This window comes from uncultured Gardnerella sp., from assembly GCF_947280595.1.
GTDB classification, from domain to species: Bacteria; Actinomycetota; Actinomycetes; order Actinomycetales; family Bifidobacteriaceae; genus Bifidobacterium; species Bifidobacterium vaginale_A.
This window is the reverse complement of the sequence record NZ_CAMYOS010000005.1, coordinates 24,215-49,237: the sequence shown is the minus strand read 5'-3', so window position 1 is coordinate 49,237 and position 25,023 is coordinate 24,215. Positions and strand designations below refer to the sequence as shown.

The 25,023-nt window shown below is 38.4% G+C and carries 19 protein-coding genes and 1 pseudogene; 3 read left to right on the top strand and 17 right to left on the bottom strand.

The features are described 5' to 3' along the window. Positions 1-7: 7 nt before the first annotated feature. Positions 8-775, top strand: coding sequence for a type III pantothenate kinase (locus Q0X59_RS02695; RefSeq protein WP_103042929.1), 768 nt, complete (start codon positions 8-10; stop codon positions 773-775). Between the two features lie 208 nt (positions 776-983). On the opposite strand, the gene Q0X59_RS02690 is transcribed toward Q0X59_RS02695, so the two are convergent. The 13 genes and pseudogenes from Q0X59_RS02690 to map all read right to left on the bottom strand — a co-directional run bounded on the left by Q0X59_RS02690 (position 984) and on the right by map (position 16,590). Continuing rightward, entirely contained in the window at positions 984-2,375 is a 1,392-nt protein-coding gene (locus Q0X59_RS02690; protein WP_230955909.1) for an extracellular solute-binding protein, read from the bottom strand. 98 nt (positions 2,376-2,473) lie between these two features. Next, positions 2,474-4,381: a glutamine--fructose-6-phosphate transaminase (isomerizing) gene (glmS, locus tag Q0X59_RS02685; protein WP_075523541.1), complete on the bottom strand. Its 1,908-nt coding sequence runs from the start codon at positions 4,379-4,381 to the stop codon at positions 2,474-2,476. A 79-nt stretch (positions 4,382-4,460) separates the two neighbouring features. Further along, a pseudogene (locus tag Q0X59_RS02680) lies at positions 4,461-5,324 on the bottom strand (amino acid ABC transporter permease); the annotation flags it as partial. Positions 5,325-5,390: 66 nt separating this feature from the next. Beyond that, positions 5,391-6,368, bottom strand: a complete 978-nt coding sequence (locus tag Q0X59_RS02675; RefSeq protein ID WP_075523293.1) for an ABC transporter substrate-binding protein — start codon at positions 6,366-6,368, stop codon at positions 5,391-5,393. 147 nt (positions 6,369-6,515) lie between these two features. After that, positions 6,516-7,418 carry an amino acid ABC transporter ATP-binding protein gene (locus Q0X59_RS02670; protein WP_297642970.1) on the bottom strand — a complete coding sequence of 301 codons (903 nt, stop codon included), beginning with the start codon at positions 7,416-7,418 and terminating at the stop codon, positions 6,516-6,518. Between the two features lie 84 nt (positions 7,419-7,502). Beyond that, positions 7,503-8,504, bottom strand: coding sequence for an amino acid ABC transporter permease (locus tag Q0X59_RS02665; RefSeq protein ID WP_297642967.1), 1,002 nt, complete (start codon positions 8,502-8,504; stop codon positions 7,503-7,505). 30 nt (positions 8,505-8,534) lie between these two features. Beyond that, positions 8,535-9,443, bottom strand: coding sequence for an ABC transporter substrate-binding protein (locus Q0X59_RS02660; protein WP_075523102.1), 909 nt, complete (start codon positions 9,441-9,443; stop codon positions 8,535-8,537). 369 nt (positions 9,444-9,812) lie between these two features. Further along, on the bottom strand, positions 9,813-10,307 hold the full coding sequence (gene smpB, locus Q0X59_RS02655) for an SsrA-binding protein SmpB (protein ID WP_297642965.1): 495 nt from the start codon (positions 10,305-10,307) through the stop codon (positions 9,813-9,815). Between the two features lie 101 nt (positions 10,308-10,408). Further along, positions 10,409-11,746 carry a CHAP domain-containing protein gene (locus Q0X59_RS02650; RefSeq protein ID WP_297643025.1) on the bottom strand — a complete coding sequence of 446 codons (1,338 nt, stop codon included), beginning with the start codon at positions 11,744-11,746 and terminating at the stop codon, positions 10,409-10,411. Between the two features lie 301 nt (positions 11,747-12,047). Further along, entirely contained in the window at positions 12,048-12,971 is a 924-nt protein-coding gene (gene ftsX, locus Q0X59_RS02645; RefSeq protein WP_075523100.1) for a permease-like cell division protein FtsX, read from the bottom strand. Beyond that, complete coding sequence (gene ftsE, locus Q0X59_RS02640) at positions 12,968-14,497, bottom strand: cell division ATP-binding protein FtsE (RefSeq protein WP_297642963.1); 1,530 nt, start codon at positions 14,495-14,497, stop codon at positions 12,968-12,970. Before ftsE ends, ftsX begins: the two co-directional genes overlap by 4 nt. A gap of 120 nt (positions 14,498-14,617) precedes the next feature. Then, positions 14,618-15,766 (bottom strand): peptide chain release factor 2, encoded by a 1,149-nt coding sequence (prfB, locus tag Q0X59_RS02635; protein ID WP_075523098.1) that lies wholly within the window; start codon positions 15,764-15,766, stop codon positions 14,618-14,620. A gap of 50 nt (positions 15,767-15,816) precedes the next feature. Then, positions 15,817-16,590 carry a type I methionyl aminopeptidase gene (gene map, locus Q0X59_RS02630; protein WP_075523097.1) on the bottom strand — a complete coding sequence of 258 codons (774 nt, stop codon included), beginning with the start codon at positions 16,588-16,590 and terminating at the stop codon, positions 15,817-15,819. Positions 16,591-16,749: 159 nt separating this feature from the next. On the opposite strand from map, the gene Q0X59_RS02625 reads away from it, so the two are divergent. Next, positions 16,750-18,894: a M13-type metalloendopeptidase gene (locus Q0X59_RS02625; RefSeq protein WP_297642960.1), complete on the top strand. Its 2,145-nt coding sequence runs from the start codon at positions 16,750-16,752 to the stop codon at positions 18,892-18,894. Between the two features lie 451 nt (positions 18,895-19,345). Further along, positions 19,346-19,828 carry a single-stranded DNA-binding protein gene (locus tag Q0X59_RS02620; protein ID WP_296156324.1) on the top strand — a complete coding sequence of 161 codons (483 nt, stop codon included), beginning with the start codon at positions 19,346-19,348 and terminating at the stop codon, positions 19,826-19,828. A gap of 422 nt (positions 19,829-20,250) precedes the next feature. On the opposite strand, the gene Q0X59_RS02615 is transcribed toward Q0X59_RS02620, so the two are convergent. The 4 genes from Q0X59_RS02615 to Q0X59_RS02600 all read right to left on the bottom strand — a co-directional run bounded on the left by Q0X59_RS02615 (position 20,251) and on the right by Q0X59_RS02600 (position 24,885). Beyond that, positions 20,251-22,092 (bottom strand): proline--tRNA ligase, encoded by a 1,842-nt coding sequence (locus Q0X59_RS02615; protein WP_297642957.1) that lies wholly within the window; start codon positions 22,090-22,092, stop codon positions 20,251-20,253. Between the two features lie 151 nt (positions 22,093-22,243). After that, positions 22,244-23,755, bottom strand: a complete 1,512-nt coding sequence (locus Q0X59_RS02610; RefSeq protein WP_103042920.1) for a PIF1 family ATP-dependent DNA helicase — start codon at positions 23,753-23,755, stop codon at positions 22,244-22,246. A gap of 18 nt (positions 23,756-23,773) precedes the next feature. Then, entirely contained in the window at positions 23,774-24,481 is a 708-nt protein-coding gene (orn, locus tag Q0X59_RS02605; protein ID WP_075523092.1) for an oligoribonuclease, read from the bottom strand. A gap of 86 nt (positions 24,482-24,567) precedes the next feature. Then, the gene (locus Q0X59_RS02600; RefSeq protein WP_082266207.1) at positions 24,568-24,885 is read right to left on the bottom strand and encodes a hypothetical protein; all 318 of its coding nucleotides are present in this window, start codon (positions 24,883-24,885) and stop codon (positions 24,568-24,570) included. Positions 24,886-25,023 lie beyond the last annotated feature (138 nt).

The window sequence follows — 25,023 nt, the reverse complement described above, 5'->3', positions numbered from 1 at the left end:
GGAAAATATGCTTTTAGCAGTTGATATTGGCAACACAAATATAGTTCTAGGGTTTTTAGAAAACGATAATATTGTTGGAACTTACAGAATGACTACAAAAGCGAATCACACTTCAGATGAATATGGAATTATGATTACGCAATTCCTTCATCTAAGTGGATTTAGCATAAAAGATGTAGATGATGTCATAGTTGCTTCTGTTGTGCCAAAAGTAATGCACTCATTCCGTTCAAGTATTATCAAATTCTTAAATATTGACCCTATGATTGTTGGCCCTGGTGTAAAAACTGGAATGAATATTCGAATAGACGAGCCTAAAACGCTTGGAGCAGATTGCTTAGCAGATTGCGTTGGAGCATTCGCAAAATACGGCGGACCAGCACTAGTAATTGATTTTGGAACAGCAACAACATACAACTATGTTGATAAAAATGGAGCTATAACTTGCGGACTCATATGCACAGGTATTCGCACAGCTGCAGCAGCTTTATGGGATAACACAGCGCAACTTCCAGAAGTAGAAATTTCACGACCAGAATCGATATTAGCAAAATCAACTCGCCCAGCAATGCAAGCAGGACTGTATTATAGTTTTCTCGGCGGAATTGAACGCACTATTAAACAATTCAAAAGTGAAATAAATGAGCCGTTTAAAGTTATTGCTACTGGCGGATTAGGTAGACTTTTTGAAAAAGATATAGAAGAAATAGACTACTATGATCCTAATCTAATTTTCGAAGGTATGGCAGAAATTTACAATCGAAACACGTTTTAGTAAGTAATACATACAAATACATTATTTAGATTTATTGTTACTTAACATTATTTAGATTAAGTGTTACTCAGTGTTACTTATGCACTACTTAGTATTGCTCAGTAGTGCATAACATTATTTAGTATTGCTTAGTATTGCTCAGTGTTACTTAGCAAAAACGGATATGCATATATGATTTAGGAATAACATGCACATATATAATCTGATTTTATCGAACAACAAATCCTTGATTATATCCGTATTCTTGCAAATCTTTGCGCCACAGAGCAAGACCCTTTTCTAAAGAAATTCTAGGACCTGGATCATCTGGAAGACTTAATTGAGAACCATCAGCATTAGTTATACCAGCATCGATCATTGTTTGCACTTCTAATCGCGCGCGAGATTTACGACTCCAATCATATGCTTGACCAACTGTTGACCTAAAATCACTACGAGCATAAACTTCAAACGGAAGATACTTGTATCTTGTATCAACATAATCTGCTGCAACAGAAAAAATACGATTAAATTTTTGACCTCCAAAATAAGGTATGTCAATACCACGTAAATCACGTACTGTTGTTTTATTCAAGAATGATTCATCGTGTAACGTAACAATATCTGCAGGAAAAGCTCCACCATCTACTCTAATACGAATTCCTTTAGAACTATGGCATACATAATCCACAAAACGCATAGCAGCCTCAGGTTTCCTACTAGATTGCAAAACAGATAACGCAGAACCACCCATTTCAGCATTTCTATTCTCACCATGCAAAGTAGGAACAGTAGTAACACGCCATAATCCAGAACTACCTGGAACATTAGATAACAGCAAAGAAGTCATCCAAGCTCCAGCAAAAACTGATGCCACTTTCCCATCACCAAGAGCAGCCTTCCAACTAGAAGACCATGTATTAAATCTAGTTTCAATAAGACCTTCATCAATCATAGATTGCCAAAACTTAGTGAATTGCTTTGTTCCTTCATCTTCATTTAAACGCACAGTTACAGTTTTTCCATCATTCGAAGTTACAAAAGGTCTTCCTGCAGCTAACCAAATCATCGCATCATAAAAGCTAGCATCACCTGAATCTGCAGCAATATAAACACCAATATCTTTCAATTTTCGAGCTGCATGTTTATATTCTTCCCAAGTATGAATTTTTGATGCATCTACTCCAGCTTGACGAAACACATCATCGTTATAAAACCATGCCATAGGACCAGAATCCATAGGCAAACCATAAACCCTATCCCCTAACTTAACAGATGACCAAGTTCCAGGAGTATAAAAAGTTCTAGTATCTCTAACTCTATCTGTAATATCAAGCAACTGACCACTAACAGCATATTGAGGTAAAGCGTGATACTCTAATTGCGCTACATCTGGCATACCATAACCGTCTTGAATAGCATTATTTAGAACATTGTAACCACTCGTATCTTTAACAGTAACGCGAACATCTGGATTACTTTTTTCAAATTCTTTCGCGATACGCTTCATGCTTGGTTCCCAAGACCAAACAGTAATATGCGTTCTAAAATCTGCAGATCCACAAGCACCAGAAAAAATTACGAAAATAGCACATAAAAGCAATATTAAAAAGCGATACAAAGAATTACGAAACACATAAGGAATTCTAAAGTATCTAACAAATTTAAAGTCAAGCCTTGAAATGTTACTTTTATGCGCACACATATAATTTTTACACGCTACTCAACAGTTACTGACTTAGCAAGATTACGAGGCTTATCAACGTCATAACCCTTTAATTTAGCCATGTCCATAGCGAATATTTGTAAAGGAACAACATCAACAAGAGGACTTAAAAGAGTTGGACACTTAGGTCTCCAGAAAACTATATCCGCATAACGTTCAACATCCAAGTCACCAACTTCAGCAACTGCTATTGTAAAAGCACCTCGCGCTTTTACTTCTTCAATACCTGAGATTACTTTTGAATGTAAAACGTCACGTCCGCGAGATGAAGGAACGATTACAACAACAGGTTCCCCATCGTCAACTAGCGCAATAGGACCATGCTTTAACTCTCCAGCTGCAAAACCTTCTGTAAAAGTATATGCAATTTCTTTAAGCTTTAGAGCGCCTTCCATTGCAACTGGATAGCCTACATGTCTTCCTAAGAACAAGAAAGATTTAGCTTCTAAAGTCCTTTTAGCAGCCTGCAAAATAGCATTTTCTTGAGAATCAAGTATTTCTTGAATTTTATCCGGCATAGCTTTTAATTGCATTACAATTTGCTGTATTTCATCGCGATACATTGTGCCTTTTACTTGAGCTAAATAAAGACCAAGCATATACGCTGCCACGATTTGCGCCACAAAAGCTTTAGTTGACGCAACAGCGATTTCTGGACCAGCATGTGTGTAAAGCACAGCATCAGACTCTCTAGGAATACTAGAACCTTGAGTATTGCATATTGCTAACACTCTACTACCCTGCTCGCGTGCGTGACGTAAAGCCATAAGCGTATCCATAGTTTCACCAGATTGTGAAATAGCAACTACAAGAGTGCGATGCGTTAAAATAGGATCACGATAACGGAATTCATGAGCTAATTCAACTTCTACAGGTACACGAACCCAATGTTCAATAGCATATTTTGCAACTAAACCTGCATAACTTGCAGTTCCACAAGCAACAACGATTATTTTATCTATTGCTCGCAATACATCTTGGCTAATACGAACTTCATCGAGAATTATGTTTCCTTTAGAATCAAATCTTCCTCTTAAAGTATCTGCGACAGCATGAGGATCTTCATGAATCTCTTTATCCATAAAGGAATCCCATCCACCTTTTTCTACTGCGGATGCATCCCAATCTACAGTAAAGCAAGTAGGATTATCGACTACTTTCCCACTAAAATCTGTAAGCAAAAGGCTTGATTTACCAGAACCATCAATATCTCCAACGCACACAGCCTGATCTTGACCGACTTCTAAAACTCGATCTGTATAAGCAACAAAAGCTGCAACATCAGAGCCTAAGAAATACTCATTATCTCCAATACCAACCACTAGCGGAGAATCGTGACGAACAGCAGCAACAATACCAGGTTGACGAACATCAACTGCTAAAAGAGTAAAAGCGCCTTTAAGCATTTTTGCAGTACGACGAATCGCAGCAAACAAGTCCGGCTTACCAGTTTCTTCTACAATCTCATTAGCAATTTTCCCAAGTAATTTTGCAGCTACTTCAGTGTCTGTTTGTGAAGAAAACTCATAGCCTTCTTCATGAAGCTGCTCTTTTAGAACAACAGCATTTTCAATAATTCCATTATGAATAAGTGCAATTTTTCCGTCTGCACTTGTATGAGGATGTGCGTTCACGTCACAAGGAGCGCCGTTCGTAGCCCAACGCGTATGACCTATTGCTGCACTAGATTGCGGCATAGGATTTTCAATAATATCATTACGTAAATTAGAAAGCCTACCTGCTTTTTTACGCACAGATGCAACACTCATCCCGGAAGCTACAAGAGCTACACCAGAAGAATCATATCCACGATACTCTAAACGCTCTAATCCATCTAAACAAACTTGCAAAGGTTTAGAACAAATCTTTCCAAAACCTGCATATCCAACAATGCCACACATAATCTTTTATTGTACTTTAATATAGTTGTTTATCTCAAGATTTACACATTATATGCAAATAAATTTACTTTTTTAATTGATGTTTTACAATATCTCGTGCTTCAAATCCTTTACCAAAATGCTTTTCTAACATAGACTGCAAAACCATCAACACAGAAGTAATAACCAAATACCAAACACTAGCAACAATAAGAAGAGGAATAGGCTTATAAATACGATTAGCAATAGCATTCGTAGCAAACTGCAACTCAAGAGTAAAAGGAACAGCCAAAACCAAAGAAGTAGTCTTCAACATACCAATAGTTTCATTACCCAAAGGAGGAACAATAATACGCATAGCCTGAGGAAGAACCACACGACACATCATCAAAGAACGAGACATACCCAAAGACTTAGCAGCCTCAACCTGACCAACATCAACAGCCTCCAAACCAGCACGAACAATCTCAGACAAATACGCAGCCTCATTCAAAGACAAACCAATAACAGCAGCATTAAAAGAAGTCATAACAACATTAGAATCAATAGAGAAAAACTCCAAACTAGTAAACGGAACACCCAAACTCAACTTAGGAACAAGAACAGCAAACATACCCCAAAACACAAGCTGAGTATAAACAGGCGTACCTCTAAAAAACCAAATAAAAAACCAACTAACACCACGCAAAACAGGATTAACACTCTTACGCATCATCGCCAAACAAAGCGCCAACACAATCGCAATAACCATAGAAAGCAAAGTCAACCACAAAGTCCAGAAAATACCAGAAAGAACATTTTCATTGAAAATATACTTAAGTACTATATTCCACTCGAATCTACGATTTGCAGCTATAGAATACAGTAAAAATACAGACACTACCCCAACGATTATGCCTGCAACGATAGGGCCAATTTTCTTAACAGGCAAAATCTTATCATTGTTATTCTCTTTAGAAAGCATACTCACAATATTACACTAGACACAATCAAAATCAGCATATATATTGCAAATTAACAAAAGCAAAAATCATACTTTAGGATTTATCTCAGGTTTCTTAATCATAATATCTTCAACTCCCCAAGACTCCATAATCTTTCTATAATCACCTGTTTGAATAAGTTTTTCTATACCAGCTTGAATTGCCTTAACAAGCTGCTCATCGCCTTTTTGCGTAATAATACCCATCAAAGCTTTATCCTTACTCTTACCTAAAGGCTCAAGTTGATTATCTGTTTGTTCAATAGCAAAACTAGAAACAGGAGTATCAGCATACATAACATCTACTCGCCCTGCTACTACAGCCGTTGTAGCATCAGTTTGTTCTTTAAACGGAAGAACATCAAGAGGAGAATCATTTTTAATCTTACACAAGTCACGAGCATCATACATTTGAGATTCACTTGTAGTTCCAACTTGAACAGAAACCTTTTTGCCACATAAATGATTAAGATTTACTTTCGTTGGATTTCCTTTACGAACAACAAATAGCAAACCAGCATCCGCGTAAGTCACAAAATCAACCGACTTTTCTCGCTCTTTGCTAACAGTGAAGCCAGAAACACCTATATCAAATTTAGTTCCAACAGACGGCAAAATGGCATCAAATGGAGCGTTTACAATATTTAGCTTAACTCCCATAAGCTTTGCCAATGCTTTATTAAGATCAATCTCATAGCCAACTACAGTTTTGCCATCTCGAGCATAAAATCCAGCAGGAGCATAACCAATATTCGTTCCCATAACGAGTTCTCCTCTTTCTAAAATCTTTTTAGGAAGAAGAGAAGCTATTTTCTCATCTTTTTTAATATTATTAACGTTATAACTGCGAGATAATAAAGGATCGCTACCTTCTACGTCAGATGTTCCACATGCTCCAGAAATACCTATTAGTGTTGCGGAAATAAAAGCAGCAATAGAACGTATCAAACGAGAAGGAGGTAATAAAGAAAACCTCTTTTTACGATGCAAATTGTTATTTGTAGCATCAAAACGTTCTTCAATCATAAGATCCCTTAAAGCAAGATAGCAAATACGCTCACAACTTTACCACTATCAACACATAAACAATCATAACTTTCATAAGAATTCATACAAAATTTATGTAAGCAAAGTACATGAAGTTTTGATTACAAGAAATTGCATAGCTATAAGCTAAAGCACATGCTTAAGAAAATCTTTCAATCTATCTGTTTTAGGATTGTCAATAATACTTGCATCGCCTTGCTCTACAACCATTCCATCATCCATAAACACAACCTGATCTGCTACTTCTTTTGCGAAACCAATCTCGTGAGTCACAACAATCATAGTCATGCCTTCTTTTGCAAGATCTAGCATAACATTCAAAACTTCACCAACAAGTTCGGGATCAAGAGCAGACGTTGGTTCATCAAACAGCATAATCTCCGGCTTCATAGCAAGAGAACGAGCAATTGCAACACGTTGTTGCTGACCTCCAGAAAGCTCAGCAGGATAATGATTCATGCGTTCAAGCATTCCAACTCGTTTAAGCTCTTTAATTGCTAAATCACGCGCATCCTGTTTTTTCATTCCTAACACATGAACAGGAGCTTCTATAACATTTTCTAATGCTGTCATATGTGGGAACAAATTAAAACGCTGAAATACCATTCCAAGCTTAGAGCGCTGTTTGGAAATTTCTTTATCGTTAAGAGCTCGAAGACGCTCTTTACCTTTATATATTACTTTCTTTACTCCAATACGCTTTCCATAAATACATATGCTCCCAGAAGTAAGAGTTTCAAGTTGATTTATTAAACGCAATAAAGTAGATTTACCAGATCCTGATGGGCCTAAAATAACTGTTACACTGCCAGAATCAACAGTAATATTTATATTTTTTAATACTTGAATAGATCCAAAAGATTTTTGAACATTCGTTAAAGATACTGCAACAGTTGAAGTACTATTTGCATCATCTAGACTATTGCTTGCATCATCTAGACTATTGCTTGCATCTTCTGAAGTATTATTCTCAAAAGACTTAGAATCATCTATATTTTTATTAACAAATTCATTATTTTCAATATCCATATTCACACCCCGTCATAACTACCATTGATAATACTACTAAATTATCATACTTAAAATCACACAAATAATGTAAATATGCTATCACTAAGCATTAAAACCTAACATAGTAGCATCATTACGCTTTTGAACATTTTTTTGCTGAACTTTTAACGACTCATCTGTACGCTGATCCGTATTTGCATACAATTGCGTATGTTTTACAATATCTCGTGCTTCAAAGCCTTTACCAAAATGCTTTTCTAACATAGACTGCAAAACCATCAACACAGAAGTAATAACCAAATACCAAACACTAGCAACAATAAGAAGAGGAATAGGCTTATAAATACGATTAGCAATAGCATTCGTAGCAAACTGCAACTCAAGAGTAAAAGGAACAGCCAAAACCAAAGAAGTAGTCTTCAACATACCAATAGTTTCATTACCCAAAGGAGGAACAATAATACGCATAGCCTGAGGAAGAACCACACGACACATCATCAAAGAACGAGACATACCCAAAGACTTAGCAGCCTCAACCTGACCAACATCAACAGCCTCCAAACCAGCACGAACAATCTCAGACAAATACGCAGCCTCATTCAAAGACAAACCAATAACAGCAGCATTAAAAGAAGTCATAACAACATTAGAATCAATAGAGAAAAACTCCAAACTAGTAAACGGAACACCCAAACTCAACTTAGGAACAAGAACAGCAAACATACCCCAAAACACAAGCTGAGTATAAACAGGCGTACCTCTAAAAAACCAAATAAAAAACCAACTAACACCACGCAAAACAGGATTAACACTCTTACGCATCATCGCCAAACAAAGCGCCAACACAATCGCAATAACCATAGAAAGCAAAGTCAACCACAAAGTCCAGAAAATACCAGAAAGAACATTATTGCTTATAAGATATATTCCAACTTGATCCCATTCAAAACGAGGATTCGTAAGAATACCATATAAAAGAACACATGCAATAATTGCGCTTACAATACCTGCAACAATAGGGCCAATTTTCTTAACAGGCAAAATCTTCTCAAACTGTTCTTCAGAAGAGTTATTTTTAGAAAATTGTTCTGTTTTTAAGTCCATAATATTTACTCCAAAATTGTTTAAACATGCTTAAACTTCAGGATTTATAACTGACTTATCAACAGCAACATTTTCAACACCCCATTTTTTCAAGATGTCTTTATAAACGCCAGAGCGCATAAGCTTATCAATACCAGCTTTAACAGCCTTAAGCATCTTGGAATCACCCTTCTTGACAGCAGCACCCATTGGCTCAGAATCTTTACTATTAGCTATGATTTCCAATTTTCCATCATTTTTAATAGACGCATAACCTGCAACAGGAGTATCAGCATACATAACATCTGCTCTACCTGATAATAAAGCTACAGTAGCATCAGTTTGTTCTTTGAAACTCATAATTTCAAGCGGCTTATCTCTCTTTACTTCACACTGTTTCTTCGCTTCTTCCATAACAGGCTCCCCTACTGAACCAGTTTGTAAAGAAACCTTTTTACCGCATAAATTGTCTGGATTAACTTTAGTTGGATTTCCTTTACGAACTTCAAAAGATAATCCAGCATTAGCATAAGTTACAAAATCAACACTTTTCATTCGCTCTGCATTAACAGTAAAACCAGAAATTCCAACATTATATTTACTACCAATAGCAGGAATAATTGCATCAAATGGAGCATGAACGATCTTAGCTTTCAATCCAAATACTTTTGCTAAAGCTTTAGAAAAATCAATTTCATATCCAACAGGAGTTTTTCCATCTGCAGCAAAAAATTCTGCAGGAGCATAACTTACATTTACACCTACAGTTAATTCACCGCTTTTAACAACATCTTCAGGAAGCATTGCAGCAATTTCAGGATCTTTTTTAATCGAGTTGACATCATAACTTCTTGCAATATCTGGATCAGACGCCTGTGAATCAGCTGGACCACATGCACAAAGACTTAACAATAATAACGATGAAACAGCAACAGAAATATTCTTAACGGATTTAAACATAACCTTCTCCTAAAATCAGTGTTTAAAAAATAAATAATTTACATTGATATGTATAACTATACAGGAGAACGTTACAATTTAGAGCAGAATTTATACAAGCTTTTGCATAAACAAGAATACACATACAGCGATTTAGCGCAATAATAAGAATACGCAAAAATAAAACTGTATATTATTCATAAAAATGAATAATTATGTGTCGCGAAACAATTTAACAATCTGCAATATTACTATTGCTAATATTATTATTTCTAAAACTACTATTCTGAAAACTACTGTTACTAAAACAAGCATCTACATGCAATATCGAAAAAGTTAAAATGCTTTCTTTTGCAAAGATAAAACTCATACAAAATAGCGAAAACAATATCAAATAGCGCGCGAATGCAAATTTTTATATCGCATAGCACGCAATGCCTCACGCTTATCTTGCTCTTCACGCAAAGCTTGACGCTTATCGAATTCTTTTTTACCTCTAGCTAAAGCAATCTCAACTTTTACGAAACTGCCACGAAAATATAATCTCAAAGGGATAACAGTGTATCCTTTAGCTTCTGTTTGCCTAGAAAGCTTAGCAATTTGAATAGCATGAAGTAATAATTTACGTTTACGTTTAGGAGCGTGATTATTCCAAGTTCCATTCAAATATTCTGGAATATTCGCACCTTCCAACCACATTTCGCCACGTCTATCAATACTTACAAATGACTCAGCTAAAGAAGCGCGACCTTCACGAAGTGATTTTACTTCAGTACCAGTGAGAGCAAGACCAGCTTCATAGCAATCTTCAACAGCATAATCATGGTAAGCTTTACGGTTATTAGCAACCGTTAAAGTACCATCTTGAGCAAGTTTCTTATCCACTTTTCACTCCAAAATATTAGCTTCTTATAAAAATTCTTAATAAAATAGCTCCTCATAAAAATTACAAGAAGCTATCTATTATTTAGACTACAAATCACATATTAGTAATGCACAAACTCGTATCTAGACGCATTTTGTATAGTTCTGTAATGCGGAAAAGTAGAAAACACAACTCCGCCTTCAGAAATCAAAACAGATCCATCGGAATTCACGCGCTCAACAATCGCAACATGCCCATACATTCTGTCAGATCCAGCTGCACCACGAGGGAACACCATAGCTGCACCAACATGAGGAATATCATTAACTAAATAGCCATAACGGCGACCAGTATTAGCCCAATCAGCACCATTACCCATATGAGTTGCAACAGGAAGTGATAATTGCGATCTGCGCAAATACGCCCAAAGAGTGCAATTACGCGCAGGATACGTAACAGGTCCGCCAGTATTTCCAGTGTTATGCCCGTAACAGAATCCAGAACCCTCAGGACAATTTCCAGGAACAGTGTAATCCATTCCATTAGCAAAACCATCAGAAGCAGGCATAGGCTGCAAAACAGGACGATTCAAAGATATACGCCTACCACCTTGCTGACGATTACCATTCCTAGGATCAAGACGAGCAAGAGGACTATTAGCTAAAGCTCTAGCTTGAGCATCAATTGCAGACTTCATTTGAATAATCTCTGCAGCTTCACGAGCTTGCTGAGATTTCAAACTACTCTTTTCACTCTCCAATTGTTTACGAATCACATCACCCTGATCTCGCAAATCTTGCAACTGTTTTTGCTTATCTCTAGCAGCAGCAGCAGCAGCCTCAGCGCTTTTTGCTTGATCTTGCGCTTTTTGCTTTAGCTTTGCGATTTCTGCTTCAATAGCTTCTAAACGCTGCTTGCGATTCATAGAATTATTAAGAGTTACAGCAGCATTATGAGCCGCATTAGACTCACTACGAGCAACAGCGCAATCAGATTGCAACTTCCCTACAAACTGTTCTGTAGTTGTGGAATTAGTTAGCATAGCCATAATATGCGAAGAACTAGAGCCATGGAAACTTTCGCGCGCAAGCTGTGCAACAGCTGCTTTTGCATCATCATAATCTGCACCAGTTTGCTTAATTTTCTCTTCTAAATCTTGCTTATCTTTTTTTGCAGATTCAAGACGTTGATTAGTTGATTCAACAAGACTACGAGCCTGTTCAGACTGCTGTTGAGCTTGCTCAGCTGCACGAATTTGATTAGGAATTTGACGCTCATTAAGATCATTTAATTCCACTATTTTATCTGCAAGTTTTTTACTAACTCCAGATAATTTTTTACGCAATGCAGCATTGTTTTGCAATTTCCTGTTGTATTCTCGCATACTAACAGCATTCGCAGGAGAAACAGTAAACAAAGACATTGCTATACAACTAAAAAGAACTAATGTAGAAGCCATGAACATACTAATCGCAATATGAAAACGACTATTGAAGTTCATTACAGTCTTCATAATCATCCTTTCAACGCTTCTGTTCGTGTAAGTATAACATTTTAATTGAATTATAAAAACTTATAAAAGTAAAAGAATCATATAAAATTCACACTTTAAATAAGTTAAATAAACCTTTTAAGTACAAGTCTTTAAGTCTTTAAGTTTTTAAGTTCTCAAGTCTTTAAGTTTTTAAGCCTTAAGTCTTAAATCTTAAGTCTTAAGTACAGTTTTAAAGTTTTAAGTACAGTTTTTAAGTTCTTGAGTATTATGCTCTCAAATATCTACGCAATGCAACAGAAGAAGCAATAATAGAAAGAACTACAGCACCTATAACAAGCATTGGAACAGTCACCCATACAGTAGCTTGATTGACAAATGGCATCCACTTAACTTTTTGAGCAAGCCAATCTGTAATAAACACTTTTACAACGGCACTCAACACAAGACCCGATAGTAGCGAACCCATGAATGAAGCTATAGCACCTTCAAGAATGAACGGCATGCGAATAGTCCAATTTGAAGCACCAACAAGTCGCATAATTTCTGTTTCCTGCTTACGAGAAGCAGCAGACATACGAATAGTCGTGCCAGTAAGCAAAATAGCAACAATAACCATCACAGCAGCTAATACGACTGTAATCGCAGTAGCTCGATTCAATACACTAAAAACAGGATCAAAAATTTGACGCTGATCGACAACACTTTCAACGCCGCTGCGACCTGAAAGGACTTCAGAAACAACTTGATATTTCATAGGATTACGCAATTTCAAACGTAAAGAATCTTGCATATCTGCAGCAGTAAGAGTACGACCTTGATAAATTCCTTGTGGATATTGTTTCAAAAAAGTATTCTTATAAAAATCTTCCCTACTAACATACGTAATGTGAGAAACGTCATCTCCAAGCTCTTGATTAACAACTTCCTCAAGTTTAACTATCTCTTCTTTAGTTGGAGCTTTACCAGAAGCACAGGTTGCAGACTGACTTGTTCCGTCAGGACAAAGCCATGCAACAACTTCAACTTTATCGTACCAATCACCTTTAGCTTTAGTAATCTGAGCTTGCATTAACACAGAAGAACCTATGAAAAGGAACGAAATAAACGTAACTAGCATGACAGAAAGAATCATAGAAACATTGCGGCGTAAACTTATGCATGTTTCTGAAAATATGAATCGTAATCTCATTTATTCTCTCCATCGATAATAGAATTTGCATCTTCATCATTTGCGTAAGAATTACTACTGAAAGAACCATTAGCAGAATTATTATCGCTATTTTCAGCATTATTCTTTCCTTGCTCTAAAGAATCAGCTTTAGAACTACTAGACGCAGAGCGCTTTTTATCATTTTTATTAAATTCAGGAGGAGCTGGAGGAGCAGGAGGATTATTATTAGAACCAGAATTTGGATCCGAACTATGATCCAAACCAAGCTCAGAACTATGACCAGACTCAGAATCATTACCAGAATCCAACACTAATCCGCGCCCCCATGTCATAGTTGTTTCCAAAGATTGGAAAACTTCACCATAACGACCTGTACGACCGGAATGCACTGACTGAGCTAAACGCGCAATACCCTCATTTTCAGATTCTGAATTCTTCAAAGTATTAGCAACTAAATCTAAAGCCTGCTGAGCTTGTAACGCTCGAAGCTCTTTTTTAGACAATCTCTTATGTTGAGCACCATTCTTGAATTCACTACTATACGAAAAATTAGAAGATGAGCTAGAAGAATTTGAAGATTGCGAATCATTAGAACTCTCACGTTCTTTAGAATCAGATTCAACTTTTTCAGATTTTGCATCGTATTTTGAAGAGTCAATTGATGACGCATTTTCGCTATCGCTATCAAACTCATTCGCATTATTTTTCGAAGATGCAGTTGAGGCAGAATTATTATACGAATCATTTTTATTTTCTTCTGTTTTGGCGGATTCTGATTCGCTATTTTTATAAGATAAATCAACAGATTGCTGAGCTTTAGAATTTTGCTCAACATCAGCATCTGGAAAATAAAGAGCAGAATCATAAGAGCCTTCACGCTCATCTCGAACAATCTTGCCAGCATGCAACTCAACAACACGCTTACGCATAGAATTCACGATTTCTTCGTTATGCGTAGCCATAACAATAGTTGTGCCAGTTCTGTTAATAGCATCTAGAACTTCCATAATTCCAAGAGAAGTAGTCGGATCTAAATTACCAGTAGGCTCATCGGCAAGAATAATTTGAGGATGATTTACATACGCTCTAGCAATAGCTACACGTTGAGCTTCACCACCTGAAAGCTCATGAGGATAATTATTTTCTTTTCCTGTTAATCCAACTGTTTCTAAAACACGCGGAACTAGCGAACGAATAGTAGCTCTACTCGTACCAATCACTTCTAAAGCAAAAGCAACATTTTGATAAACAGTCTTATTGTTTAAAAGCTTATAATCCTGGAATATAAATCCGAGAGATCTGCGATATTGAGGAACTTGGCGATTTGCTAAGCGTCTTAAATCATTGCCTGCAACATGAATCTCTCCGCTACTCGCTTCTTCTTCACGCAATAGCAAACTTAAAAGAGTAGTTTTACCAGATCCGGAAGCGCCTACTAAAAATACGAAATCACCGCGATTAACATCTAAAGAAATATCATCTAAAGCTGGACGCGAACCCTTCGGGTAAATCTTAGACACATGTTCTAACGACATCAGTGACATGTTGACTTTCCTTTATTATCCTACTTTTATTATCTAGTTCTGTATTGCATATAATTATGTAAAGCTACAAAATTCTACATAAAAGCACAAAGATTCATATTTTTGTTAGACGCGCAAACATCACATTTCCGCCTCTTTTTGAGCTTCAGCTTCTTTTTGAGCTTCAACTCTTTGCTCATGTCTCCAACGGATACCAGCTTCAATAAAACCGTCAATATCACCGTCAAAAACAGCTTGAGTTTGCGAAGTTTCGTAGCCGGTACGCAAATCCTTCACCATTTGGTAAGGGTGAAGTACGTAAGAACGCATCTGATCTCCCCAACTTGCTTTAATATCACCAGCAAGCTCCTTCTTTTTTGCAGCTTCCTCTTGATGCTTAAGCACAAGCAAACGCGATTGCAAAACAGACATAGCAGCAGCACGATTTTGAATCTGACTACGCTCATCTTGCATAGAAACGACTAATCCAGTTGGCAAATGCGTAATACGAACAGCAGAATACGTTGTGTTCACACCTTGTCCGCCAGGGCCAGACGCTTGGAAAGTATCAACTCGAATATCGGAATCTGGAATATCAATATGATCTGTAGCTTCAACTAAAGGAATTACTTCAACTGCACTAAAACCAGTTTGACGGCGACCTTGATTGTCAAAAGGAGAAATACGAACCATTCTGTGAGTTCCGCCTTCCACAGAAAGACGACCATATGCGTAAGGTGCATCTACTTGGAAAGTAGCAGATTTAATACCAGCTTCTTCTGCATAAGACGTGTCCATCATCTTAGTTTTGTAGCCATTTCGCTCAGCCCAACGCAAATACATACGAAGCAACATTTGCGCAAAATCAGCAGCATCCACACCGCCTGCGCCAGATCGAATCGTAACGACTGCGCAACGCGCATCATATTCGCCGTCAAGAAGAGTCTGAACTTCCATATCATCCAACTCATGAGCAATATTTACAAGCTCTTCTTGAGCTTCGTTCATGGAAGATGCATCGTCTTCTTCTTGACCAAGCTCAATTAAAGTCTTAGCATCTTCAATACGTTGTTCTACATCTTGTAAACGCTTCAATTGAGATTGAGATGCAGAAAGCTTACTCGTAACATTCTGAGCACGCTCGGAATCATCCCAAAGCCCAGGCTCTGCAGCTTGCTTTTCTAAATCTGCAATTGTATTTTTTAGTGTCTCAACGTCTATTGCTTTAGCAATAGAAGAATACTTTGCTTCAACATCATTTAACGCTTGAGCAAAATCAAATTCCGCCATTTACTTAAAGTACCTCTTTATATACGTTTTACGCAATTACTATTCAAATTTTAGCGTACGGTCAAAATCTCCGGACCATTCTCAGTAATTGCAATCGTATGTTCAGTGTGCGCACCGCGAGAACCATCAGCAGAACGAAGAGTCCAACCGTCCTTAGGATCTTGATAAATCTCGTCAGTAGTCTTTAAGAACCACGGTTCAATAGCAATTACCAAGCCTGGGCGAAGTTTATAACCATGATGAGCAGTTCCATCGTTAGGAACATGCGGATCACCATGCATAATATGGCCTACTCCGTGCCCACCAAACTCAAGATTTACACTGTAACCATAATCATGAGCAACACATCCAATAGCTGCAGAAACATCTCCAAGGCGATTCCCCGGCTGCGCCATATTGATACCAGCTTGTAAAGCTTCCTCAGTACACTTAATCAAACGCAAATCCTCAGGATCAGCATGCTTTCCTACAACGAAACTAATAGCAGAATCCCCAACCCAACCATCAACGTTAATTGCTAAGTCGAGAGTTAACAAATCGCCATCTTTAAGATTGTAATCAAACGGAACACCGTGAAGAACAGCATCATTTACAGAAGTGCAAATGTAGTGCGCAAAAGGACCTGTTCCAAAATCAGGAGCGTAGTCAACATAGCAAGAAGACGCACCTTTACGGCTAATAATGCGTTGGCGAACGAAGTCATCAATCTCAAGAAGATTCGTTCCAACTTTAGTCATTGCTTTCAAATCTTTAAGAATACTACCGACAAAGCGACCTGCAGGTTTCATCGCTTCAATTTCAGATGGAGTTTTAAGTTCAATCATGCTTTAAGACTAACGCGCAGGCACGAAAATAGCACGAAAATAGCGCAAAAATAAGACGAAAATGAAACAAAAAAGCTGCAAATAATTAGAAAATAATAAAAATATATCAACGCACACTTTACAACAAACACTGTCGCTTAATACTTGTAAGCTAGGCTCATGCTTAATAACAATGAAAACAACAATAATAACAATATTGAGGAAGCAAAGAAAGAGATTTCTCCTGTAGATTTTGATCCAGCTTCCTTCTCATCAGTTATTCGCCCACAAGACGATTTATTCCGCTATGTAAATGGTCCTTGGATTGACACTTACACTCTTCCAGAAGACAGACCAATGTTCGGAGCTTTTCACAAACTCGCAGAAGATGCAGAGAAGCAAATTCGAGATATTTTAGAAAGCGAAGACTGCTCAGCCAAAAAATCTCAAGCTTTATACCGTAACTATTTGGATACTGCAGCTATCGAAAAAGCTGGAATTACGCCAATTAAAAGCGATTTAGATGCTGTTGATGCAGCTAACAGCAAGGAAGATTTGGTTCGCACTCTCGGCACGCTTAACCCTTACGGCGGCCCAAATGCAATGTTTGCTTTTGGTGTTTACGGCGATCCTAAAGATCCTAAGACAAATATTATGCACATTGAGCAGGCTGGATTGGGCTTGCCAGACGAAGCATACTATCGCGAAGATAATTACGCTCCGATTCGCGCTGAATACGTAAAAATGGTAGCAAAGTTGCTGCGATTAGCTGGTTACGGAGATGCCACTACTACAAGCGAGCAATCGGAACGTTTCTTGAAGGTGGAAACACAAATCGCGAGCAACCATTGGGATAATGTAGCAACACGCGATTCTCAAAAAACTTATAATCCTTACAATTATGCTGATTTAGCAAAAACACTTGAAGCGTTAAATCTTGACGCTTTCTTAGACTCTGCTCAAAAAGCTTACGATAATTCAAAAGAAGCAAAGAATCAGCCAATAGATTTTCGTAAAGCTTTTATCAAAGTAGTAGTTCACGAGCCAAGCTTTATAGAAGGATTGAATAAGATTTGGCAAGAAGCTGACTTAGAAGATCTAAAGCTTTGGGCACGCGTTCATGTGATTTTGTGCTGGGCAAGCATGTTAAGCGAAGATTTTGCGCAAGCGAAATTTGACTTCTACGGCAAAGTGCTTTCTGGCGCCACCAAGCAGCGCGACCGCTGGAAGCGCGCAATCGGAGTTGTTGACGATGCTTGCGGCGAAGAAGTTGGCCGCGAGTACGTGCGCTTGCACTTCCCTGAGTCTTCTAAAAAGTATATGGAAGGCTTAGTTAGCAATCTTATTAACGCATACCGCGTATCTATTTCTCACAGCAGCTGGCTTGGTGAGGAGACTAAGGCTAAGGCTTTGGAAAAGCTTAGCAAGTTTGAGCCAAATATTGGATATACAAACCATTGGATTGACTACTCTGCGCTAAATATTAAGGAAGACGCTGGCTTAATTGAGAATATGCGCGAAGTTTCTCGATTTATCTTTGGTAGGTATACTGCAAAAGCTGGAAAGCCTGTGGATCGTGAAGAATGGCAGATGACTCCGCAAACTGTGAACGCTTACTACGATCCGCTGCTTAACGTAATCGTGTTCCCTGCTGCAATTTTGCAACCTCCATTCTTTAACCCGAGCGCTCCAGACGCAGCAAATTACGGTGCTATTGGTGCTGTGATAGGTCATGAAATCGGTCACGGGTTTGACGATCAAGGTTGCGAATACGATGGCGATGGTGTTCTTAACAATTGGTGGACTGAAGAAGACAAAACCAACTTTACTGAGCGCACTAAAGCGCTTATTGAGCAATACAATGCTTTTACGCCAACGCAACTTATTGTTAAATACTCTCACTTGAAGAGCAAAGAAGAGCGCAATGCAATGCCTCACGTAAACGGTGCTTTAACAATCGGTGAAAATATTGGCGATTTAAGCGGCGTAACTATTGCGCTTAAAGCGTACGCTTTTGCTTTGCAAAAGAGCAATGGGCAAGAGATTGACGGAAGTGACGATGCGATTAGCGAAACTTTGTTAAACGCTCCTGCAATTGATGGCTTCACTGCTTTGCAACGCTTCTTCTTAAGCTACGCGTTGGTGTGGCGTTCCAAAGCTCGTAATGAGATTGCAGAGCAATACCTTCAAATCGACCCACACTCCCCAGCCGAATGCCGCACTAACGGAATTGCGCGCAACGTGGACTTGTTCTACGATGCTTTCAGCGTTAAAGAAGGCGATGAAATGTGGCTTGCTCCAAGCGAGCGTGTGCATATTTGGTAAAGCATAGTGTTTTAAATACTTTAAGAGATTTAAAGATTTAAAATATGTGACTATAGACCAAAATATGAATAAATGAATAAGTGAATAGATGAATAAATGAATAAAAGATAGATGAATAGATGATAGTAGTAACTAAATAGTGCAACTAGCGCAATTATTTATTTTCTACTATCATCTACTATTTTATAATTTGAATTTCAAAAGCAAGCTACTACTACATACTCGATTGAACTTAGTAACTCTTTTCAATTAAAAAGTCAAGATTTTAATGCTTTTGTGGATAGAAGATAACTTCTGACCACAAAAGCATTTTTTTCTATGCAAAACTTCGAACATACTTCATAGTAGATAGTACTGCAGCGTTTCCTGAGAGCTGCGAAGCTCAGGGGCAATGAAGGCTCTGGTTTCGGGGCTGAAATAGCTGCAGTCCAATTTTGTGAAAGGATTAAATATGGTTCAGCAACAAGCAACTATTACTATGAGTGGGTATGTTAGCGCAGACCCTATAGAATTTGGCAGAAATGGAGGAACTACAGCATGTTCGCTACGTATAGCCAATACACCTTCTTACTATCATGCTGAAGAAAAACATTGGGTAGATAAACCAACAACATGGATGACAGTAAAAGCATACAGAAACTTAGCAAGTAACGTATTGCAAAGTGTACACAAAGGCGATGCGATTGTTGTATGTGGAATTCTAAACACTGAAGCATGGCAAAAAGATGGATCTGACTATAGCAGAGTAATCTTAGAAGCTTCTGCAATCGGACACGATCTCAATCGTGGAACTACTCAATTCACAAAGCATGCAAATCAGTCAAATAGTAATCAACCTAATAATATCAACAAAACTGGGAATGATAATATTGAAAAATCTAATTCTAACTCACAATCTGTAAATAAGGAATTTGACAGTAATTTAGATATTTAGGTGAAAGATAGCAAATAAAAATATTTGGTCTATAACACAAATATTTTTGTAAATTAAAAACTAAATTTTATATAACTTTCTTATATAAAATTTTGCCTATAATTTAACTTGCTTATATAACTTGTTTATATAATTTGCCGTCAAGAATATCTATATTCTTCATATAAAACGCTTTAATATGCGAATATAACAATATTCCTGACGGCAAGTTTCACAAGTTGTGACTCAGTTTAAAAAGCTACGCTAAATCGCAGCGCTCAAGCAGGTCGTCACGCACTACACTCAACACACAATCCCTAAAGTGAAACCAAACAAACCCACCATGCCTTCGTTAAAAACACAAAGTCATACCTCGCTTGCATTGAAAGTCCACTGGACTTTCAATACTAAGCAAGCTCGGCGCTCCGAATTGCTTTTGCGCGCTAAATCGCAGCGCTCAAGCAAGTCGTCACGCGCCTTACAATGCGATCCACTGCATCCTCAACTGGAACAGCTTCAACGTTTGAGCCATCTCGATTGCGAATTTCAATCGTTCCATTGTTCACAGTATCTCGACCTGCAACAACAACAAGAGGAACACCAATAAGCTCAGCATCCTTGAACTTTACACCTGGTGAAACCTTTGCTCTATCGTCAAAGATCACTTCAATTCCTCGCTTATCAAGCTCCTCAACCACCTTTTCAGCAGCGTCAAAAGCAACTTGATCTTTTCCGGTTGCAACAACATGAACTTGAGCTGGAGCAATCGCCATTGGCCACGCAAGACCAGAATCATCATGATGAGTTTCCGCTAAGCACGCAATAACACGGCTAACGCCAATACCATAGCAACCCATCCACACTGGCACAGCTTTACCGTTTTCATTAAGAACGCTTAAGCCCAAGGCTTTAGAATACTTTAATCCAAGCTGGAACACTTGACCTATTTCCACGCCACGCTCAAAACTTAACGGACCAGAACCATCTGGGCTCATATCTCCATCTCGAACGAGAGCTGCTTCAACAACACCGTCCGCTGCAAAATCGCGTCCATAAACAGCGTTATAAACGTGCTTTCCTTCCTCGTCCGCTCCTGTAATCCATGCGCTGCCTTTTGCAACGTGCGCATCTATCAAGTAGCGAACTGGATTTTCAATTCCACTACCATCCTGGCGAGCTTGAGGACCTAATACGCTAAATCCAATGTATCCTTTAACAAACTCAGGATGAGCTTTCAAATCTTCCTCATTTGCTTCTTCAATTTCTGCAGGAGCAAACTGAGCTTCAAGACGTTTCATATCCACTTGTCGGTCGCCAGGAATACCAATTGCAACTATTTCGCGCCATGGCTCCTCGTGCTCGCCACCTTCAGCATCAGCAGGATGCTTAACAGCAATAATCAAGTTCTTCAAAGTATCGCTTGCCTGCCAAGCTCTGCCATCTTCGCGAGGATGCAAATCGTTAGAAACCTTAACCAAAGCTTCAATCGTCTTAGCATCTGGAGTTTCTAGAGCAAGAGCAGCAGGAGTTGCTGAGTAATCAACATCTTGCATTTCTGGAGTTGTCAAAGCCTCAACATTCCAAGCTTTCCCGGAAGGCGCGAGCGCAAAAGTATCTTCACCAATTGGCATTGGAGCTAAGAACTCTTCAGAATCAGAGCCGCCCATTGGACCAGAAACAGCATGAACAATCACATACTTAATTCCTAAACGGTCGAAAATACGAGCGTAAGCAGCACGCTCGTCAACATAAGCAGACTTCAAACCATCTTCGTTAATAGAGAACGAGTAAGCGTCTTGCATAATAAACTCGCGTCCACGAATAAGACCTGCACGAGGGCGGAACTCATCGCGATACTTTGTTTGAATCTGATACAAAGTAACTGGCAAATCCTTGTAAGAAGAATACATATCTTTTACAAGAAGAGTGAAAACTTCCTCGTGAGTAGGAGCAAGAAGATAGTCAGCATCATGACGATCTTTAAGGCGGAAAATGTTGTCTCCGTACTCTTCCCAACGGTTAGTAGCCTCATAAGGCTCACGCGGAAGAAGTGCCGGGAAGTGGACTTCCTGTGCACCAATAGCATTGATTTCATCGCGAATAATCGCTTCAACTTTATTTAAAACTCTTAAACCAAGCGGCAACCACGTCCACACGCCCGGAGCGGATTTACGAATATATCCTGCGCGCTGCATTAGTTTTGCGGAAGTCACATCCGCATCTGCAGGATCCTCGCGCAGCGTACGAAGAAACATATTAGACATACGAAGTACATTGGAATTCATGCGTTCCAATCTATTTGCGCATGAGGACATAAACACTTGTTTAAGCACATATACAATAGTTTATGCATAATTGTTAATCCATATTCATTACAATATTTACTACAATATTCACTACCATATTCACATATATTTCAACTTCATTTATATGCAATCAAAATTCATCGTTAAATACAAATTCATCGTTGACAGCATCATCTTTTTCATCGTTGACAGCATCATCAGCATTAGCATTAACAGCATCATCTTTGTGATTGTTTGCAAAGACATCAAGCTCTTGTATTTTCGCATAATCGTCTTCATTATTATTTTTTACAAAAGCAACTGCACCATCTTTAGCAAGCATTTCACTTGCATGCTGTGAAGATTGGCGCAATACGCTATCAAGAAGAACAGCGTCAGCAGAAACACTAAACGCGCGATCGTTAATTCCCTCTAAGTAAAGACTTTCAAGATTTTCTACTCTAGAAAGCGCAACATAACCCATTCCAGGCGCAAAAGTCCTTCTCAAATCCATTACAGCAGCATCAAGAGTCATGCCTTGTGATTTATGAATCGTAATCCCCCAAGCGCAACGAAGCGGAACTTGATTCACACTAGCAAGAACAGTTTCACCGTCTGTCATTTCCCAAGTAGCTGGCTTAAGAGTAACAATATTACCGTTTTCAAACTCAACAATAGGCCAGCCACCTTTAGATGAAGCAGTAAATCTTAAAACTTTACCAATTGAACCATTCACATACTGTTTGTCTTGATCATTTCTTAAAGCCATTACAGCAGCTCCAGCTTTTAATACTAAATGCTCTGGAGCAAGCATATTCTTCTTCAATCGTTCAACTAGATCTTTAGGTCCATCACCAGTTGCAACAAACTCATAAGATTCGCCATCAATTGAATTAAGCTTAACATTATTCAAACCATCTGCCTGTGAATTTGTTGGAAAAAGATGCACAGCAACAGAATCATCTTTAGGATACTCACCAAGACGTCCAGCAAGCAGCTGTTTATCGCAATAGGTTACAGAACCGCAACGAATATCAGTTAAAACATCAAGTAACTTTTCGTCATCTTGCCTATGCTGCTCAGTTAAATAGCATACAGTAGGATTTAAAGAGTCCCAAGCAAATGATTCTGTAATATATCCTTCAGGATTCTTACCTGCATCAGCATATCTTTTACGCGAAGAATTGAACTCAGGACTTGGATCAAACATATCACGATTTCTAGCAGATGTGCTCACAGGTGGAAGCTGAAAAAAATCACCTGAAATAACTACTTGCAATCCTCCAAAAGGAGCAGAATTTTTGCGTATTTTACGGCAAACTTCATCAACCATATCAAAAAGCCACGCATGAATCATTGAAACTTCGTCCAAAACAAGCACATCAGTAGCTTTAATATTTTTAGCACGCCGAGAACGAATAGTTTTAAGAAGAGTAGCTGTAAGAGTATTAGATACGCCAATCCCGCTCCATGAATGAATAGTTTGTCCGTTCAAATGCGTAGCAGCAATACCTGTTGAAGCTGTTAAAGCAACACTTAATCCATTCTTACGCAATGAACGAACAGCTTTATTCAACACATATGTTTTACCTGAACCAGGAGCACCAGTAACAAATACGCTTGCACCAGCGTCAATTATGCTTAAGGCTTCAGATTGCTTCATTGGCAGTACCTTGTGTGTTTAATAATCGCGCTTTTCTGCGGAATTTACGTCTTCTAACGCTTCTCCACGATTTTCGTAATCGCGAAGCAAGCTCGTGCTTTCAATGTGCTGTGCACCTGCTTTTGCCTGTGCTTCGCTTGGACCTGGAGCTTTTACGAACATCATATCGCGATAGTAACGAAGCTCGTCAATCGACTCAATAATATCCGCGAGCGCGCGGTGACCGCCGTGTTTTGCCGGCTTATTTCGATAAACGTCTGGGTAAAGTCTACGAGAAATCTCCTTCAACGTACTTACATCTATTACGCGATAATGCAAATTTGCCATTAAATCTGGCATGTAACGGTCGAGGAACTTTTTGTCGGATCCAACAGAATTTCCTGCAAGATGCGCTTTCCCGCGAGCTGGCAAGAAACGCTTTACATACTCAACAACCTGCTTTTGCGCTTCCTGTAAAGGCAAACCGTTTTTATTCCACTCATCAACGAGCCCAGAAGACGTATGCATATTGCGTACAAAATCATTCATATGAGCCACAGCAGCTTCGCTTGGCTTAATTACTAAATCAATGCCATCGTCCAAAACTTTCAGATTAAAGTCGGTTGGAACTACAGATACTTCGCATAATTCATCGTGGAAAATATCAAGACCAGTCATCTCGCAATCAATCCAAATTAAGCGCGATTCTTCCGGAGTAAACGTAAGATCTTCCTTAGCTTCAACCATTTTTATCCTTTCCTAATATTTTTTCGAACCCATCAGCCTACATCTTCGTAGAGACTACTATGAACTAAGTTGTACGAAATACTGATTTAAGCATCTAATAAATCCTGCATAAGTTCATCTGTGTTATTAAATGATTTTCCCTCATGAGCTTCAGCTTGACGACGAGCTTCGTCAGAAAAATCAACTGGTTCAGAGACTTTGCCAATTTTAAAATTGCGAATTGCTTCATCCATACTTTTAAGAGTTCTAGAAGATATACTCTTTGGAACAGTAAGTTCACGAGGTTCTAATAAAATACAACCATTATCACATTCTTTAACATTGTAATAAGGATATTTAGCACCACGCAGAGTTACACGCTTTTTACTATCAAGACGAACGTCATAATCTTTCACTACTTCCACAAAATCACCTCATTTTTAGTGGGATATCCCACTAACTATATAATAATTTTATCCGTCTTGTCAAAACAAAAAACGACGAAAAGCATGCAAGTTGTAGATAACTTGCGTAACTTTTCGCCGTTTAGTGCAAAATTAATT